The organism is Haloferax mediterranei ATCC 33500 (assembly GCF_000306765.2).
GTDB lineage: Archaea > Halobacteriota > Halobacteria > Halobacteriales > Haloferacaceae > Haloferax > Haloferax mediterranei.
In genome coordinates this window covers 258,482-275,478 of the sequence record NC_017944.1, presented here as the reverse complement: position 1 = coordinate 275,478, position 16,997 = coordinate 258,482, and the positions used below count along the sequence as shown (strand labels likewise).

At 55.9% G+C, this 16,997-nt stretch carries 13 protein-coding genes and 2 pseudogenes; 6 read left to right on the top strand and 9 right to left on the bottom strand.

The features are described 5' to 3' along the window. Positions 1 to 33 precede the first annotated feature (33 nt). From HFX_RS19490 to HFX_RS17920, 4 genes and pseudogenes are all read left to right on the top strand, one after another. Positions 34 to 592: pseudogene (locus tag HFX_RS19490) on the top strand (transposase); the annotation flags it as partial. Between the two features lie 276 nt (positions 593 to 868). Continuing rightward, positions 869 to 1,687 carry a hypothetical protein gene (locus HFX_RS17930; RefSeq protein ID WP_004060870.1) on the top strand — a complete coding sequence of 273 codons (819 nt, stop codon included), beginning with the start codon at positions 869 to 871 and terminating at the stop codon, positions 1,685 to 1,687. A 691-nt stretch (positions 1,688 to 2,378) separates the two neighbouring features. Then, positions 2,379 to 3,623 (top strand): orc1/cdc6 family replication initiation protein, encoded by a 1,245-nt coding sequence (locus HFX_RS17925; protein WP_004060871.1) that lies wholly within the window; start codon positions 2,379 to 2,381, stop codon positions 3,621 to 3,623. 133 nt (positions 3,624 to 3,756) lie between these two features. Next, a pseudogene (locus tag HFX_RS17920) lies at positions 3,757 to 4,780 on the top strand (RNA-guided endonuclease InsQ/TnpB family protein); the annotation flags it as partial. 614 nt (positions 4,781 to 5,394) lie between these two features. Here HFX_RS17920 and HFX_RS17915 read toward each other — a convergent pair. The 3 genes from HFX_RS17915 to msrA form a co-directional block, all read right to left on the bottom strand. Next, positions 5,395 to 6,054, bottom strand: a complete 660-nt coding sequence (locus tag HFX_RS17915) for a hypothetical protein (RefSeq protein WP_179955382.1) — start codon at positions 6,052 to 6,054, stop codon at positions 5,395 to 5,397. Then, positions 6,047 to 6,871 carry a ParA family protein gene (locus HFX_RS17910; protein WP_004060878.1) on the bottom strand — a complete coding sequence of 275 codons (825 nt, stop codon included), beginning with the start codon at positions 6,869 to 6,871 and terminating at the stop codon, positions 6,047 to 6,049. Before HFX_RS17910 ends, HFX_RS17915 begins: the two co-directional genes overlap by 8 nt. Before the next feature lie 871 nt (positions 6,872 to 7,742). Beyond that, positions 7,743 to 8,276 (bottom strand): peptide-methionine (S)-S-oxide reductase MsrA, encoded by a 534-nt coding sequence (gene msrA, locus HFX_RS17905; protein WP_004060879.1) that lies wholly within the window; start codon positions 8,274 to 8,276, stop codon positions 7,743 to 7,745. A 260-nt stretch (positions 8,277 to 8,536) separates the two neighbouring features. Between msrA and HFX_RS17900 the strand changes: the two genes are divergently transcribed. Beyond that, complete coding sequence (locus tag HFX_RS17900) at positions 8,537 to 8,941, top strand: CBS domain-containing protein (RefSeq protein WP_004060881.1); 405 nt, start codon at positions 8,537 to 8,539, stop codon at positions 8,939 to 8,941. Between the two features lie 114 nt (positions 8,942 to 9,055). On the opposite strand, the gene surE is transcribed toward HFX_RS17900, so the two are convergent. Continuing rightward, positions 9,056 to 9,931: a 5'/3'-nucleotidase SurE gene (surE, locus tag HFX_RS17895; protein ID WP_004060883.1), complete on the bottom strand. Its 876-nt coding sequence runs from the start codon at positions 9,929 to 9,931 to the stop codon at positions 9,056 to 9,058. A 582-nt stretch (positions 9,932 to 10,513) separates the two neighbouring features. On the opposite strand from surE, the gene HFX_RS17890 reads away from it, so the two are divergent. Further along, the gene (locus HFX_RS17890; RefSeq protein WP_004060884.1) at positions 10,514 to 10,813 is read left to right on the top strand and encodes a winged helix-turn-helix domain-containing protein; all 300 of its coding nucleotides are present in this window, start codon (positions 10,514 to 10,516) and stop codon (positions 10,811 to 10,813) included. Between the two features lie 146 nt (positions 10,814 to 10,959). Here HFX_RS17890 and HFX_RS17885 read toward each other — a convergent pair whose 3' ends face one another. The 5 genes from HFX_RS17885 to wecB all read right to left on the bottom strand — a co-directional run bounded on the left by HFX_RS17885 (position 10,960) and on the right by wecB (position 16,970). Beyond that, entirely contained in the window at positions 10,960 to 11,994 is a 1,035-nt protein-coding gene (locus HFX_RS17885; RefSeq protein WP_004060885.1) for a lipid II:glycine glycyltransferase FemX, read from the bottom strand. Between the two features lie 106 nt (positions 11,995 to 12,100). Further along, on the bottom strand, positions 12,101 to 13,189 hold the full coding sequence (locus HFX_RS17880; RefSeq protein ID WP_004060886.1) for a lipid II:glycine glycyltransferase FemX: 1,089 nt from the start codon (positions 13,187 to 13,189) through the stop codon (positions 12,101 to 12,103). A 243-nt stretch (positions 13,190 to 13,432) separates the two neighbouring features. Beyond that, positions 13,433 to 14,734 carry a prenyltransferase/squalene oxidase repeat-containing protein gene (locus tag HFX_RS17875; RefSeq protein WP_004060887.1) on the bottom strand — a complete coding sequence of 434 codons (1,302 nt, stop codon included), beginning with the start codon at positions 14,732 to 14,734 and terminating at the stop codon, positions 13,433 to 13,435. A gap of 169 nt (positions 14,735 to 14,903) precedes the next feature. After that, the gene (locus HFX_RS17870; protein ID WP_231513007.1) at positions 14,904 to 15,842 is read right to left on the bottom strand and encodes a polysaccharide deacetylase family protein; all 939 of its coding nucleotides are present in this window, start codon (positions 15,840 to 15,842) and stop codon (positions 14,904 to 14,906) included. Between the two features lie 42 nt (positions 15,843 to 15,884). Continuing rightward, the gene (wecB, locus tag HFX_RS17865) at positions 15,885 to 16,970 is read right to left on the bottom strand and encodes a non-hydrolyzing UDP-N-acetylglucosamine 2-epimerase (RefSeq protein ID WP_014732794.1); all 1,086 of its coding nucleotides are present in this window, start codon (positions 16,968 to 16,970) and stop codon (positions 15,885 to 15,887) included. Between the last annotated feature and the right edge of the window lie 27 nt (positions 16,971 to 16,997).

The following is a 16,997-nucleotide window of genomic DNA, read 5'->3' as shown; positions in this document are numbered from 1 at the left end:
ATCGAACATTAGCTGCCCGGTCACTTAAAGGCAGAAAGCATCCCTGTCGAGACGGTGCTCTGTTATCGGGAGTTCGATTCGATGGGAGTGTTTCAGACGCTCTCGAACCTGAATGGAAACTACCTCATCCCGAAACGGAACACCAGCTCCAAGCGGGACGTACTCAAGCGGATGGACGACGACGACCAAGAGGTAGCTGTTGGGCCGGCCTCCGTCCACGTCGAGGCGGGATCGCATCCGATGTGACTCTTGTACGTGCCGTCGGCGAGCGGCGAAGGAACGACTGTCTTTGCGACGAATCTCCGAGTCGTACCCGACAAAGCTGAGACGTTCTGTCGTCGGTATAGTCGACGATGGCAGATCGAAAACGAGTACAGATCCATCAAGAGGCGATTTCCTCGCGAAGACCTCCTCGAAGGACTATTGCGTCCGGCTGTTCTACTTCGTGTTCGCCGTGCTGCTGTACAACATCTGGCGGCTCACCGACTTCTTGCTGAAAGCTGGCGTCGATGGGGAGATGGACTATGCACCTGTGCTGACTACGGGCGACTGTGTCGAGATCGTCGCTTCGGCGTTGGTTCCGCCAGACTAACCAACTGAGACCTCGCTGAGTTCACCGCTTGGGAGTAGCAACACTGGTCAGTTGCGCTATAACCTGCGCCATCTCTCACGCTTACCCGATAGTTACGCCCGTAAGGGTTCGAAGCCGACACGTAATCGGTGAAGAGAAACTAGTTTCCAAGATATGTTCGAGAGTGTTCAGGGGTCCCTCTAGGTAGGAACTGACCCGAATCAAACCGCTCTCTGAAGCTGTAAACGGGAGAGAATTTGTGGTAATTTTTTAACATTATGGCGAGATAGTTTGTGTGTGTCCCCTAACGAAACCTCCAGCACCCGACGAACGGTCCTCAAAACAATCGGTGTCGGAACGGTAGCGTCCAGTGGTCTCGTCGGAGTTGCCACAGCGACAGATGACGACATCATGACAAAGAGCGGTGGCGGCAGTTATAACACGCTCTCGTTAGACAAAAAACAGCTGCTGATGGGCGAAGACGAATTCCGTGAGTACGTCCAGAAGATGACTGACCGGTACGGTGACGCCGGGGTATTCGGTACCGGAGACCCGACATACGACGGGTTCGTCACAGCCGACACCAAGAACATGTCGAAACAATACGATGATGAAGACGCATTCGATGGCAGTTGTAGCGTTGACTCGGCGGCCGTGACGTACCGCGTTGAGACTAAATCTGACGAGACGCGTTACCGACACCTCCTGTGGGCCGCCGCCGACAATCGTAATTTGACGTACGTTGCCGACCCGTTCCACCTCGTCACAGAACCTCTTCGGACGCATTACCTCAAAGTTGGTATGGAGACGGGGTCAGCGCGCATCGAAAACCCGGGACTCACGGGAACGACAGCAGCCGATTCGTCATCACGCGTCGATGTCGAACTTGACAACGGTAATGCCACATTCAAACTCCCCACAGGACGCATTACCGATAGCCCGCCTTTCCGTGAGTCCACAGAACTCGGTTCGCATGGGAGATATACACTTGGATGGGAAGGCCTTGCCGATGGCGTACGGTCGGTGGCGACAACTGTCGAGACAGTCCACACTGGCGAAGACCATGAAATCACGTGGACAACTGGACACGGGTTCGGCTATCGGTCGTTGTTCTAACTACCACGCCTCGGGGTCAACAAGGTATTTCGTTGAAACTATCGAACTCTGCTGTGGACGGACCACCAACACCACTTTGTCCGCAGTTAATCCGAGGAAGAGGGCATAGTAGTGGGATACTCCACGACAAGATGAGAGGCGAGTGAAAGATTGGATAGACAATTCGATTGCTCTATTCGGGTTCTCCCCGAGTGATAGCTCAACATCAGACTTGTTGACATAGACACCACCATGTCCGCAGTTCGAGGCGTGAGATGGGTACAACTGATTTGAATGAGACAGCCTGAACGAAATAGCGATTGGTAACTCGAAATATCGGTGACCGGAGTCGAAATTCGTAGTCGGGAAGACGAACACTCACACCACTTTGTCCGCTGTTCTCGGGTTGAGAGGGTATCCCCCGACGAAGAAACGCTTTTTTGTGTCGGTTGTTTGGGTAATCTCCGCTGAATAAAGTTAGTTGATACCTTGTATATTATTAGATTAGTTCCACTACGGATATGGTTTAACAAGCATGGGTATAAAGATTGCCTTAATCATATGCTTCCGTCTACTTACTGGTACACCTTTGATACCAAGAACAGCGGACAAAGTGGAGGGGGTGTGTCCCCCGCCTAGTATATAAACAAACAGAACAGCGGACACTCCGGACACGGTGGTTTTATCAACAATGTGGTCTAATCGTGTTAATATGCCCCTGTTCGAGCGGGATACCGAGATCTATCGGGACCGGGACGCTCTTCGTGAGGACTACCAACCCGAGGAACTCGTGGGGCGTGACGAGGAACTCCGTACCTTTCAGGCAGCTCTTCAACCGGTTATCAACGGTGAACAGCCGAACAACATCTTCCTTTACGGGAAAACCGGTGTGGGGAAGACTGCCGCGTCGCGGTACTTGCTCGGCCACCTCCGCGAGGATGCGAGTCACTACGACGACATCCATCTCACCGTCGTCTTCTTGAACTGTGACGGACTCACGAGTTCGTATCAAATCGCGACCCGTCTCGTCAACGAGTTCCGGTCCGAGTCGAATCAGATTAGCACGACGGGCTACCCCCTCGGCTCGGTCTACGAGATGCTCTGGCAGGAACTCGACGAGTGCGGTGGGACTATCATTATCGTCCTCGACGAGATCGACCACGTTAACGACGATAGCATTCTTTACCAACTCCCTCGCGCACGCGCGAATGGAAACCTAGACGTGGCCAAGGTCGGACTCATCGGTATCTCAAACGACTTTTCCTTTCGCGACGACCTCTCTCCAAAGGTCAAAAGCTCGCTGTGCGAGCAGGAAATTCACTTCCCGGCCTACAACGCCAAAAACCTCCGTGCAATTCTCGAACAACGGGCCAAAGTCGCGTTCCGTGAGGGCGTCCTCGCAGACGAGGTGATTCCGCTGTGTGCTGCCTACGGCGCGAAAGACGCCGGTGACGCTCGCCAGTCTATTGACCTGCTGATGAAGGCCGGTGACCTAGCCCGCGACGACGACACGGATCGTATCCAAGAAGAACACGTCAAACGCGGTCGACGAGCCCTCGAGCGTGGTCGAATCAAGGAGGGAATCAACGGACTTACCGAGCACGGACACTTGGTACTGTACTCTTTGTTGACGCTCGAATTGGAGGATGAAACGCCGATTCGATCACGAGACGTTCGGCCGCGATACACGCGGTTTACTGAACTCGCCAACCGAGACCCACTTGTCCCGCGTCGGATGCGAGACCACTTAAGCGAGCTCGCGATGCTCGGTATCGTCTCCGTTACAGAGCGCAACGAGGGTCGACGTGGAGGTACGTACCGCGAGTACGCTCTCGACATGGATGTTAGCCTCATCATTTCGGCGATGCGTGACACGATCGAACTCGTCGGTGTCCACGAGACGGTCGAACCCTATCTCGAGGGTGACAAAGCGAGTACGCTCGACGACTTCATTTAGGTATGTGGGTACCCACCCGGATGAGGATACCCACCGGGAAACCACGGAAGAGCCCTATTTAACTGTGAATTACTGCGGACATTGTGGGGTTGGTTCCCTTCCAATTATAAAAAATTCGAGGCTAAAACCCGCCCTTCATGAGGCGTTCAACGGTTGGTTCAAAAAGCGCAAGAACGGCGATACCGACGCGAACCCACTCGGCACCGGAAACGAGACGATAATCACCCGCGCTCCACCGTGACGTGGAAGCAAATGGGTATCAAACACGATTCCAAACACAACCAACTCCGTCTGAGCAAAGGCTTCAACCTCAAACAGCACCGCTCAGACTTCATCCTCGCACAGTACGAAACACGACCTGACGTGACCGTGGAGAACATCCAGCAAGTGTGAGGCGTGTGGAACGGTGACCGTTGGGAACTTCACCTCGTCTGCAAGGTCGAAATCCCCGTGAGAACACATCGGGAGACAACACCGCAGGTATCGACCTCGGTATCAGGAATTACCTCGCCATCGCCTACGACGACGGGGATGCCGAGTTGTATCCGGGGAATGTGCTGAAACAGAACAAGCACTACTTCACTCGTGACGGGTACGACACTGAAGGCGAGAACGGCCGTTACGCCGTGCGCTTCGCGTCCGACAGAAACTCTCGCGTCAGAAAGACCACTTCCTGCACGCCCTCACCAAGCACGTCGTAGAGCGGTGCATCGACCACGTGGTCGGTCGCATCGCTGTTAGCGACCTGAGAGGATTCGTGAGGACGAGAACGGCGAGTCTCGGAATTGGGGCAAGTGTGGGAACAGCAACTCCACGGATGGGAGTTCGACCGCTTCACAACGCTCTTGGAATACAAAGCAGAAGAACACGGCATCCTCGTTGACCGCACGAGCGAGCGAGACACGTCGAAGACGTGTTCGTGCTGTGGACGGAAGCGTGACGCGAACCGAGTGGAGCGTGGATTGTATGTTTGTGAGTCGTGTGGAGCGACGATGAACGCCGACGTGAACGGCGCGGTGAATATCCGACGAGAGATAACTCAGAATCCCTCGACAGGGGATATGAGTAACGGTCGCTTGGCACGGCCAGCAGTCCACCTGTTCAACCAAACCTCGGGGCGCTTCGCACCGAGCGAACAGGCGGGTTGCGAATCTTAATATTCCAATGCTCGGGAACCCTCGTCGCCAGATAGCGTCTGACGGGCAACCAGAACGCTTTGCGTTCTGGTGACGCGCTTTAGCACGGGGGAGATGTCAGGTGGGTGTAAATACGGCGACGCTGGTATAAGAACAGCGGACAATGTGGTGTCCCTTCGCCGTTTGACGTTGACTGACAGGCTCAACAATTTCGCTCGTGTGGGTGCCACGATTATAACCGCGGACACAGTGGTGTTGGTGGTGATCGTGGTACTACCGATAACGTTAGCGTCGGTATTAGCGTCGATATTCTCGTTGGCTGCGGTACAGATTCAGGAAACAGTACACATTCAATGTTATGCCGTCTGAAAATTTCGGGAATACGTCTTGGACTAACTGCGGACATAGTGGTGTACCATGTACTGCCGTGTCCCGATTACACGCTCTTGTTTCACTAAACGACTACCAAATCTGTTGTTGTCGATTTCGATGAACACCACTTTGTCCGCTGTTCTCGCCGAGTCTCATTCGGGGATGTCTCGGATAACACTCTCAAAACAGAGAAACACACCTTGGAGTGGATATCGTATCCAGTAATTTCGAGTGAATATTGAATTCCGTTTCGCTCTCGTTTCTCACTCGTTTCGGCTTTCGAGGATGGCCGCAACGATTTCGTCGGGGTAGTTCGCCGCGACACGAACGAGTGCGTCGTGGAATTCGCGACCGGTCAAATCGCGGATGTCGTGTTCGCGTCGAAGTAGCGACTCGACTTCGAACTCGGCGTCGTCCATGCAGTCGAGCGTCGGCGTTCGGACGTAGATACTTTTCGCGGTGGTCGCTTCGAACTCGAATGCGGGTCCATCTTCGCTGTCAGTCTCTGACTCGTCTTCCTCTGTCGTGTCAACCTCCTTTCGACTAACGGACCCCGACGACTCGTTGTCTTTTGGCTCCGTTTCAGTCTCTGTTCTAGCCTCTCCTTCAGATTCCTCTTCGGCGGCTCTATCGGTTACTGGGTCGCCCACCGCATCTGTTTCTGAGGACTGCGACTCGTCGGCTGTCTCGACTTTGCCCGCCGATTCAACTTCACTGGCTGAATTGGACTTCTCAATCGGTTCGGATCCGCTGTTTGTCTCGGTTTCACCGACTGTTTCGACAACTTCACCGGCTGTTTCGGCACCACTGGCTTCCACGTCATCCGCTGTATCCACCGTACTCTCGACTTCGTCTTCCGTCTCTTTATCATCCTCTGACTCCATCGCCTCGCCGAGACCGGCGAACCGGTTTTCCTTAGGCATCGTCTCGGCCACCCTGTTCGACGATTTCCGCGAGTTCGTCGAGTCGGTCGAGCATGTCGCTCGTGGGGTCGTACTCACGGAGCGTTTTTCCGTCGCGCCATGCGCGACTGAAGGCGATTCGGTGCCGGATTCCCGGTCCTTTCGATTCGGGATCGTCGAACAGGTCCGACTGTGCAAACCGAGGGATGAACTTCTCGAATGGTGACGATTCGAGATCGCGGATGATTCGTCGCTCTTCGTTGTTTCCGGTGAGGTCGTTAGGGACGATTGCTAGAATATCCAAGTCGACCTCGCGACGAATCGGTGCGATTTGTTGTTCGAACATACGCTCGAACCCGCTTACGCTCGGTTCGCTCATTAGCAGTGGTACCACGACGTTTCCGGTGCCGATGAGTGCTGCATCGGAGAGCGGCCCGAGGCTCGGTGGCGAGTCGATGACGAGGTAGTCGTACTCGCCGTCGAGCAGCGGGTCGACGATTCGGCGGCGGACCCAGAGTACTCCGAACGTCGAGTTTCGAACCCGGTCTTCGATATCGTCGAGGTCGACATGCGCTGGCAGCACGTCAAAGTGCTCGCGGTCGTGTATCACCTCTTTCACGTCGATTGGGTCGTCGTCAGTCAACACGTCACCGATGTTTGGGTCCGCCGACTCGTAGGCGTCTTTCATTCCGACGCCTTCGGTTGCGTTCCCCTGTTGGTCGAGGTCGACGAGAAGGACGTCGTTTTCGCGCACTGCGAGCGCGTCCGCGAGATTAATCGCAATCGTCGTCTTCCCGACGCCGCCTTTCTGGAGTGAGACGCTCACCGCTCGCGACATCTATCGACCCTCCCACTGCTGGAACATTCCACAATTTGTACAATGTGTGAGCTGTGTCGGCTCTTTGGATGGTGCAAACCTTGTCTGCATTGCGGACTGTGTAGACATTTGGAGGTTCAAAATCACCTTTTCCCCGTTGGTACATAATTGTATCCACGACTTTTGAACCGTCGAGACTGTTAAGACTGTTAAAACAGCTTATAACTTTCAGAAATTGTGAAAATTGTGAAAATTCCAAAATGTTTGTAGTGCTAGCACCTTATTTACTGCCCTAATCTCATTGGTAGTCACAGCATGAATGACTGTTTTCACGACTCCGCGCTTGCCGGACAGTCTGAAATTTGCACCTTCTGTACCAATTGTCGTCTGCGTCAGATGTTCTCCAATTCTGAACACGCTACAATCTCTACAGTCTTCACACTGCTCTTGATGTCTACAATGCTTGGAATTCTTGGAATCTCTACAATTCCTGCAATTTCTATAGTGTTTGTCCCTTTTACACTGTCTATGACTTCTACAATCCCTGCGATCTCCTTTTTCCTCTCAATCTCTGGAATCTCTACAATTTCTACAATGTCTACAATTTCCCTAGTTCAAACAGCCATTCAAAACTTCACAGTTTCTACAATTTTTACAAATTGTGAATCTCCCACGACTTCTGGAAACTCTATACTGCTCAGAAACTCTCCGCACTCTTAGATTTCTACACGCTCTACAATCTCCTGCTCTCTAAACACTCTCGACAGTGTGTACCTTCTTCAAATATGTACTATTCTAAAAACAGGAGATTCACGGGCTATGCTAGAAAGATACTGCGGACATAGTGGTGTTGTAGTACTGCTTTCGACTACTGCGTTTTCCTTTCCCCAACTCAGTTGGCGAGTTTCTCCGCGAACTTCTCACGGACTTTTTCGACCTTCGGACTCGCGTGGAACTGACAGTACGCGTCGTTGGGATTCTTCTCGAAGTAATCCTGGTGGTACTGTTCGGCTTCGTAGAACGTCTCTAACGGAGCTAACTCGGTCACGACCTCGTCGTCGTACTCCTCGTCGAGTACCTCGATGTAGGCTGCTGCCTGTCGCTTTTGGTCCTCGTCATGAGTGAGAACGATAGAGCGGTACTGCGTCCCAACGTCCGGACCCTGACGGTTGAGTTGTGTCGGGTCGTGGACGGCGAAGAACACTTCCAGTAGTTCATCGTATCCGACGATAGCCGGGTCGTATTCGATTTGTACGACTTCAGCGTGGCCAGTGTTTCCCGAGCAAACCTGTTCGTATGTCGGACTCTCGACTTCGCCGCCGGCGTATCCCGACGTAACCTCGCTGATGCCGTCGAGTTCCTTGAACGCAGCTTCGACACACCAGAAACAGCCGCCGCCGAACGTTGCTGTTTGCGTACTTCCCATAGCGTTGGTTACGCCGCCGGTAAATTAAGCCCCGCGGCGGGGGCAGTCGAGGCCGGTGTTTGACGGGGTGTGTACTACCCTTCACTGTCTCTTCGTGAGGCGTACTGTCTCTTCTGTAGCACCCCAGAGAACCCATCTAGACAACCTTGTCCTGAATAACCCTATTCCTGGTCACCCTGCTTCGGACAATAGCCGCCACGTTACCCACCGCGAATGTACGAGAAGCCAACATTTATCACCATCGTCTGTTAGCAAACACCATGGAAGATGTGTTTGTCGCGAGACTCATGTCCACGACCCTCCACACGGTCAGTCCCGACACGCTCGTCGAGGACGCGGCGCAGTTGATGTTGGACAATAACATCAGCTCTGTCATCGTCGTGGATGGAGAGAACCACCTCGAAGGAATTCTGACGACGACGGACTTTGTTCATATCGTCGCAAAGAGTCAGCCAAAGGCGGAGACGACCGTCTCGCGGTACATGACTACTGATGTTGTTACCGCAGACGCGCAGGACTCTATCGTTGCAGTTGCTGAGTCATTGACCGAACACGGGTTCCACCACATGCCCGTAGTTGACGAGGCAGAAGGCGTAATCGGCATCATCACTACCTCCGACCTCGCCGCGTACCTCTCTCAGTCCGAACAGTTGGTGTCCTCGTAACACCGCCCGGCGTCCACGTTTTTTGTGTTTGGTTACTGATTCGGACGGCGGTTCAGCGCTAGTCCACCCAGCCTATTCGGATAGAGGGTTTACCCAGCCTATTCGGGGAGAGGTTCACTCCACCTGTTCGGATAGGCTCTCGACGACGCTCGCGAGCTTCGGGTCGTTCGTGTGACCGTGGTGAACCGCGAGGGGAGAGATGCTCACCTCGCCGTCGACCATCGCACGACGGTCGCTGCCGACGGGGTAGCGCTCGCTGTGCTCGTCTCCCAGCGGGAAGGGGTTCTCGTAACCGACGGCGTCCGGCCACGAAATGTCTTGGAGGCGAACGTAGACTTCGTCGTCACCGATATCGTGTTCCCGGTCGCCGTCCGGAACCGCCTCGGAGTCGTGGTGGTGTTCGACCTGTTGGTCGTAGTCGGCGTGGGGTCGCGTCACTCGCATACGCGGACTCGGCACGTCGATTGGCGCGTTGACGTTCAGAAGGTCGACCTCGTCGAAGATGCCGGTCCCGTAGACGCGTTCAGTCACGGCGCGGGCGATTCGGGCCGGTCGAGAGAAGTCGTACTCCTCCGGCGGGTGGCAGAAGAAATCCCGTGCGTGATAGCTGGAGACAGCGACAGCAGGGGTCCCGAGGAAGGCGGATTCGATACCTGCGCCGACCGTCCCCGACCGCCCGACGACGTAGTTCCCGGCGTTCGGGCCGTCGTTGATACCGGAGACAACGATATCGAAGTCGGTATCGAGACCGCGAAGCCCGTACGCCACGCAGTCCGCGGGTGTTCCTTCGAGGGCGTAGCCCCACGGATGGTCCCGGCGGACGGCGAGTTCGTTCCGGGCGCGACCGACGCCACTTTGGTTTTCGGCGGGTGCAACGACGGTTACCTCACCGATGGCGGTGAGTTCTTCGCGCATCGCTGCGATGCCGGGCGCGTCGATACCGTCGTCGTTGGTGAGGAGGATACGAAGCGAAGTCGCGGAGTCACTCATCTACAGCACCAATTCACTGTCGCCAGTGGTAGCTATTCCGAATTCGGTCCTGGTGTGTCGGATCTGCGGCTTCCCTGTTCCCAATTAGTTCCGCTAAATCGGCTGCTCTGTGGGGTCGTACTCGACACGATCGATACTTACCCGCCAGTATTTCAGATCGCTCCCGCGGTTCCACTCGAACTGTAGTCATCACACGTTCTGTCATCAAGTTCATTCTCTCAAAAAAGACTCTCACGAAACTCTGAGTATAATTCAAACGATGTATTTATGTAATTAAGTTCGTACTAACGAATGAATGCGCTCTGAACCAGTACGACCGGCAGTCCGGACACCTGCCGATACCGGTGTTAATTCTCCGTTAATTCACCTGGTTTCGGTGTTGCTGTCTGCGTCGTCTCCTACTGGGTTCCAACTCACATCACTGCCCCGCCGTCCAGTTTGGTCCCTGCGCCGGCCACGTGAGACGAGTCGACGTTCCCGGTTGACTGCCCTCCGAACCCCGCTCCGAACCGCCCTCAAAAGAGTACCGTCACGGACGACCGCTCGTGGATACCGCTCCCACCGTGTTGGGGTGAGAAACACGTGAAAACAGTCAACAAATCGAAAGAAGAGGTCCCCTGGGACGACATCGGTTTCGTCATCAGTTCGCGATACCGAATTTCCGTCCTCAACAGGCTTTCCGAGGGACCCGCAACACCGACACAAATCGCATCGGACTCGGAAAGTGCCGTCGCACACGTCTCGCGGGCGCTTCAGGAACTGCGAGACCGCTCGCTCGTCGAACTATTGGTCCCGGAACAACGACGAAAAGGCCGAGTGTACGGCATCACCGACGATGCGGAGGGTCTCTGGCGAATTATCAAGGCCCAACAGATGGTGTGACGCTCGCTTCTGTCCGTCCTCGCTCACCTCTGTTCACGTTCCCACTCTGTCTCGCTACCTCCTCCAGTCCCCCTTCAGTCCCGATTTAGCCCCATTCAGCCTCGCTTTCTCCCCTCTCTTGGCTCTCTAAAGCCTTGTTCTCGGAGTCACTTTGCGATACGTTCGCTACTCTTGCTCAGGAACTGGTACGTCCGCTTTGCGAGACTCATGCCGACACCGGTCGACTCGACGACGTAGTACGGCACCAACTCTCCGCCAAACTTCGATTTGTAATTGCAGAGACGCTCTGTGTTCGCGCCGACGAGGTCGTACTCCATGACCGATTCGAGGCCGTCGTCTTCGACGATATCTTCGATGATTCGCCAGTGAAGCAGGCTGTTGATGCTGACACCGTCGTACTCACCGCGAGCGCCGCCGAGCCAGAAGTAGGCCGTCTCGTTCGAGAAGGGGACAATTATTCCGCTGAGGTATCGGCCGTCAGGGTCGCGGGCAACGTAGACTCGGCACCGGTCGCCGAGGTTTCTGACCAGCGCCTCGACGAACGCCCACGGCATCCCGAACGGTTCGTCTTGCTCGTCGTATCGCGAGGCAACGTCGTCGTACACGGTTCGTGCGCCATCGATTCCTTCGTTTGAGATACTGATATCCAGCTCCTTCGCCTGCCGAATCTCGCGTCGGAGACTGCTACTGAACTGGCTCTGTACCTCGTCGGGCGACTGACCGGACAGGTCGAGTCGGTAGGTGAACGAGGGTTTGACGGCGAATCCGGTCCACTCGAACGGTCGTGGGTCGAGATATGACGGGGAACAGAGAACGCGGACGAACGTCCGTTTGTCGCGCACGCCGAGTTCTTCTAGCACCAAGTCCGCGAACTTCCGGTTTACGGACTCGTAGGTACTTTGCTTCGGACTGTTCGGCATCATAATTGGCCCGATGTAGGGAATCGCCATCGACGGCGGCGGCGAGACGACGGCCCGGCCGAGCGGATTCTTGCGGACGAACGTCGGAAACAGTGCGACTGGTTCTTGTCCTTTGAAAACACCGAAGAGGTGCATCTCGCCGTCGAAGTGTTCGTCTATCGCGGCGAGAACAGCGGACGTGTGAAATACTTCGACACCTGACGATGGAAGCGCTTGCTCCCACTCTTCGAGGCCTAGCGTTTCGATACGTGGTTGTGACATGTGTGTGTTGGTGTGTGATTGACCGATTACTGTTCGACAGTGCGTACTCGATTCATCTTTTGGGCAACCACCATCGGGGGGTACCCCTCGGAACTTTGAACAACTATCATCGGTGGATAACCCCCGAAACCAGCCGCGCTGGGAGGCTCGCCTCACCCGTGCGAGTGAATAGCTCGACTTTGGGACTGAGCTGATTTTTGTACAGGTGTGCGATGGCTCTGACCGAAAGCGGCCCGTGTTCGATTTGGTAGAATGTAACGAGTTCCGGGTTGTACTTGCTCTTGTACCGGTTGAGCCGTCGATTATTAGCTCCGACAAGGTCGTATCTGGTCATTCCCCGATTTCGTCCGTCGCACATTATCCGCCAGTCCAGGAGGTCGTTGACATCGACGCCGAAATCCCGCTCCGGGCGGACACCGCCAAGCCACCGATAGACGGTATCTCCGTACTGGAGTGCGATGATTCCGCTTACGAACGAGCCATTGTAGCGGAACACGTACGGCCTGACTTGTCCATTCGGAAGGGTATCGTACAAGTCGAGGACGAACTGGGGTGGAACGTCGAAGGTCAATCCTTGTTCTTCGTACCGATTTTTGACCAGCGTCAGAATGGTCCGAATGTCGTCTCGTCCGCCTTCTTCGATTTTGGATAGAACCGCTTTCCCATCGCGGATGTTTCGTCGGGCGTTCCGACTGAATGACATCAGCAGGTCGTCCTCGCTCCGGTTCAAATCGACGTTGTAGGTATACTTCGGCGAAACGTCACACCCTCCCCACTGGAACGTCCGCATGTCAGTGTAATAGTTGCCGACGCGAACGTGTGTGTAGTTCGGTCCGATTTCGGACCGTATCCAGTCGGTACAGCCCTCGATGAACCGGTTTCGACGCCGCTCGAATTTTCGACTCTTGATGTTGCCAGTATCGAACATCACCGGTCCGAGATACGGGACTCCGATGTGAGGTGGCGGGGAGAATGCCGTTTTGACGGGCCCTTTTCGAATCTCGAACACGGGGAACACCCCGACCGGTTCTTCGGTCTTGAACCCGACAAGTAGGTGTAGCTTCGAATTCGAGTACTTCGCCTGTAGCCTGAGGGCATCGTACTGATGAAAGATACTCGCTTGACTCGACTGCTTGACGTACTCGTCCCACTCATCGCGGCGACTCGGCTCGAATTCGACGATTTCGATTGTCATTGGCGGACGGATGACTGAGCGCTCTGGCGATGCTTTCGTGACTGGTGATAACCCGGTGTGTGTCCGAACCGACTGATACCCACCGTGTTGGCGGTTAAATCGGTTGATTCCTGAAAGGGCCCGTGCCGCGGTTGGGACACCCCAACCGGTGTCGTCTTAGAAGACATTCTCGAAGTAATGTGACGCGAGGATGGGGATTTGTTATGTAGCGACTATACGGAAATCCGTACAGTTCTGCGGCTTTCAGGATATCTCTGTCTGCACCCGAAGACCGTCGATACCGTATCCGTGGGTTGGCTCACCGGATATTCTCGTGGCAACGTACTCGGCAATCGCGTACGCCATCCACGCCTGACACCACCGCATGAGTGTCATCCGCTTGGTGTAGAAGCGGTGTTTTCGGAAGTAGAACCGCCCGTCAGATGGTTCGTACATGTTCGCCAGCGCCCAGTCAATAGCACGTTCTGCTCTGTCGTACTGACCGGCGTAGGTAAACACGAGGATTCCCTGTGCGGTCGCGTGTGTATCCCGCGGATAGGCGTTCTCTTCGTCGAAGTTCGGCGCACCATTTTCGTCGAACAGTTCTCGGGCATAGAAATCGAGACCATGAGTCGTCGTCTCGTCGTACCGCCCGCTCTCTACGATTTGTTCGTACCGCTGGAAGCACTCGATGATGAACCCGTTGTGGTGGTTGTCCATCGAGAGGTGTGACGCGGTCGGCGGTTCACGGTAGTACCAGCCGCCGCGTTCGGTCTGTTTCGACGCGACGAAGTCGTACACTTTCTCGGCGCGTTCGAGCAACGCTTCGTCGCCGAAGTAGTCGTACAGTTCGATGAAGAGCCTCGCCCCGATAGCCAGCGCATTGAGCGTGTAGCTGTCTTTCGGATGCGAGAGATAGTAGTCCATGACTGCGCCGTCATCTGTCGGCCGGTAGTTGAGGTCTTTCACCATAACATCGACGGCGGTCTTGGCGATATCCGGGTAGTTCGGGTCGAACTCTCGTCCGGCGAGAAGCGCCTTCACGCCGTACCCCGTCGAGACGACGTTTGGCGAGTGCGGAATTCCCTCTCGCGGACCGTTGCGGCCGGAGAGATGTTGAATGACGTGTCGGTGGCTTCCGGCAAAGCCGCTGTATCCCTTGGCTTGATTCGCGATGAGCCATTCGGTCAACGCGGCCGCATCATCGAGATACAATCGGGTGTCTTCGTCGCCGTCGAACCAGTTCGCCAACTGTGCGCGACTCCGATTCGCCATGGCGAAAAGCGATATTCCCTTGAAATTCCGTCGCTGCTCGACGAGAAAGAGCGGGCGGACGTTGATGGGAGAGCGCTTGATAAACTCCTGGACGACGAGGTCGAACCAGCGGTTTTCGATGGGCATCGAGAGCAGTACCCGACTGCTCATCCCGTCACCGTAGTCCCAGCCCTTGTAGTCCCGTTCGCGAGCGTACTGGAGGACGTCATCGAGTACGTCGACGTACCGCTGGAGACGTTCGGTGTCGACGTTCTCGTCCGGTTGATACTGTGTCTTCGATGGTGAACTCATAGTGTAGAATTGCCTCTCTGAGTCGTTACTGGCTGTCCGAGAGGAAGCCCGCGGTGGGCTTTGTTATACAGCTGATACCGACAGACTGAGGCGCTCAGAATGTCGATGGTATGAGTCGATTAGCAGGCGGTCGAGAAGGACCGATTCGGCGTCGAACCGTCGGCTCGGCTCACCCGGCCTGGTTGCGCTCTGTTTGTCCCGTCACGTTCGACCCGACTTTGCTTTCTCTGTCCTCTCCTGTCGATTCGGGTCCGTGTTCTTCGAGGAACTCTCGGTAGTAGTCGCCGACGGGACCGACCCACGCACCCCGGTCGAGTGCCCATTCGACGAGTCGACGGTAGAGCCGTCGGTAGCCGGGGAATTCGGCTTCGCTGAAGTACCGCGGGTGCCACAACACCGTCATCACCGCGCCGTGTTCTTCAGCGTCGACGAGTAGCCGCTCGCATTCGGCCCACGCTGAATCAAGCGCCGAACCCGGGTCGGGAAGCGAGACTTCCATCAGCGTCAGCGGGAACACGACAAATTCGTCGTCGAATGGCCGGAACGGCTGGTAGCCGTGTTGGAACCCGTTTGTCGAACTCGAACCGGGACTGGCGTCGTACCTGAGTCCAAGTTCTCGGTGGTACTGCCACGTTCGAGGACTGAGTTTCAGGTGGTGTTGTCGTCCACCGAGGATTTCGTGGCCAAGCACCGATTCCAGCTCTTTTTTCTCCGTTCGGAGGCGGTCGAAGTCGTCGCACGACCGAAACGACCCGTGAATGCCGACTTCCCAGCCTCCTTCGTCGAGGCTGTGGATGACCTTGGTGATCGACGCCGACCTCAGGTCGTACCGGCCGAAGTGTTCAACCCAGTTTTCGGGTTTGAGCCAGTCCCAGAGAGACCCCGTTTGGAGCAGACTCGGCTCGTTGAGGAAGTAGAACGACGACCGGACGCCGAGGTCGCGTTCGAGAGCCATGATGTTCTCGAACTGCCAGTACGGGTTCTCCCGACTGAGGAGCGTCCGGAGGTGATACGTTGGGCTCTCCTTTGTCGCGTAGAACAACCCTTGATACGTCTTGTACGGGCGGTCTACGTCGTGCGTCAGGCAGACTGCAAACTCCTCACTCATCGTCGTTGCTTCTGAATTCACTCATCGTCGTTGCTCCTGAAGTCACTCATATCCGAACTCCGAGAGTACGTCGGCGATTCGCTCCGCTGCGGCCCCCTCGCCGTAGAGCGACGGTTTCTCAGGCAGCGATTCGGTCGATTGCAGTGCGGTTCGAATCGCGTCCGGGTCCGCGCCGACGAGGACGTTCCACCCGGTATCGACGGTCTCTGTCCACTCGGTCTCGTCCCGGAGCGTGATACAGCGCGTGTCGAGGTAGAACGCCTCTTTCTGAACACCACCGGAGTCGGTGACGACGCGTTCTGCCCCGTCGAGGAGCCTGATAAAATCGAGGTAGCCGACAGGGTCGATGAGCAGGACGTTTTCGTTGTCCGCGAGTTGCGGCCAGAGACCGCTATCGTGGAGCACCGTTTCGGTTCGTGGGTGGACGGGGAAGAAAACGGGTTTGGGAGCCTCCGCGAGTCCGTTCACAATAGCACCCAGCCTCGACAGGTCGTCCGTGTTTGCGGCACGGTGAACCGTCGCCAAGATGTACTCGCCCTCGTGGAGACCATGGTCGTTCAGGACTTCCGACCGCTCCCGGGCGGTTGACCGAACCCGGAGGACTGCGTCGTACTGCACGTCTCCGGTCACGTAGACGCCATCGTGGATACCCTCCGACTCCAGCGTCGCGGCGGCGGACTCCGACGGCGCAAATAGGAAGTCCGAGCAGTGGTCGGTGAGCACTCGATTCACCTCTTCCGGCATCTCCCAGTTGTGACTCCGCAAGCCCGCTTCCACGTGCGCCAACTGCGGGGTTCGCTTCGCAGCCACGAGGGCTGCCGCGAGCGTCGAGTTCGTGTCGCCGTAGACGAGCACCACGTCGGGGTCTTCGTCGGCAATGACGGTGTCGAGTCGCTCCATCATCTCGGCAGTTTGGGCAGCGTGCGTTCCCGACCCGACGCCGAGATTGTAGTCAGGTTCCGGCATGTCGAGTTCGTCGAAAAACACGTCCGAAAGCGACTCGTCGTAGTGCTGGCCGGTGTGGACGAGCACTTCGTCGTGTTCACGCCGGAGCGCGTCCGATACCGGGAATGCCTTGATAAATTGGGGTCGCGCTCCGACGACAGAGAGGATTTTCAACCTACTCATTGACGCCTTCCTCCACTCGTTGACGCC

Bases quoted from the DNA above. Each gene is read 5' to 3' on its own strand.
- surE (WP_004060883.1), bottom strand. From the start codon at position 9,931: ATGAGTGACTCCGCGACTTCGCTTCGTATCCTCCTCACCAACGACGAC.
- HFX_RS17925 (WP_004060871.1), top strand. From the start codon at position 2,379: ATGCCCCTGTTCGAGCGGGATACCGAGATCTATCGGGACCGGGACGCT.
- HFX_RS17910 (WP_004060878.1), bottom strand. From the start codon at position 6,871: ATGTCGCGAGCGGTGAGCGTCTCACTCCAGAAAGGCGGCGTCGGGAAG.
- HFX_RS17875 (WP_004060887.1), bottom strand. From the start codon at position 14,734: ATGAGTTCACCATCGAAGACACAGTATCAACCGGACGAGAACGTCGAC.
- HFX_RS17880 (WP_004060886.1), bottom strand. From the start codon at position 13,189: ATGACAATCGAAATCGTCGAATTCGAGCCGAGTCGCCGCGATGAGTGG.
- HFX_RS17885 (WP_004060885.1), bottom strand. From the start codon at position 11,994: ATGTCACAACCACGTATCGAAACGCTAGGCCTCGAAGAGTGGGAGCAA.
- HFX_RS17915 (WP_179955382.1), bottom strand. From the start codon at position 6,054: ATGCCTAAGGAAAACCGGTTCGCCGGTCTCGGCGAGGCGATGGAGTCA.
- HFX_RS17870 (WP_231513007.1), bottom strand. From the start codon at position 15,842: ATGAGTGAGGAGTTTGCAGTCTGCCTGACGCACGACGTAGACCGCCCG.
- HFX_RS17900 (WP_004060881.1), top strand. From the start codon at position 8,537: ATGGAAGATGTGTTTGTCGCGAGACTCATGTCCACGACCCTCCACACG.
- msrA (WP_004060879.1), bottom strand. From the start codon at position 8,276: ATGGGAAGTACGCAAACAGCAACGTTCGGCGGCGGCTGTTTCTGGTGT.
- wecB (WP_014732794.1), bottom strand. From the start codon at position 16,970: ATGAGTAGGTTGAAAATCCTCTCTGTCGTCGGAGCGCGACCCCAATTT.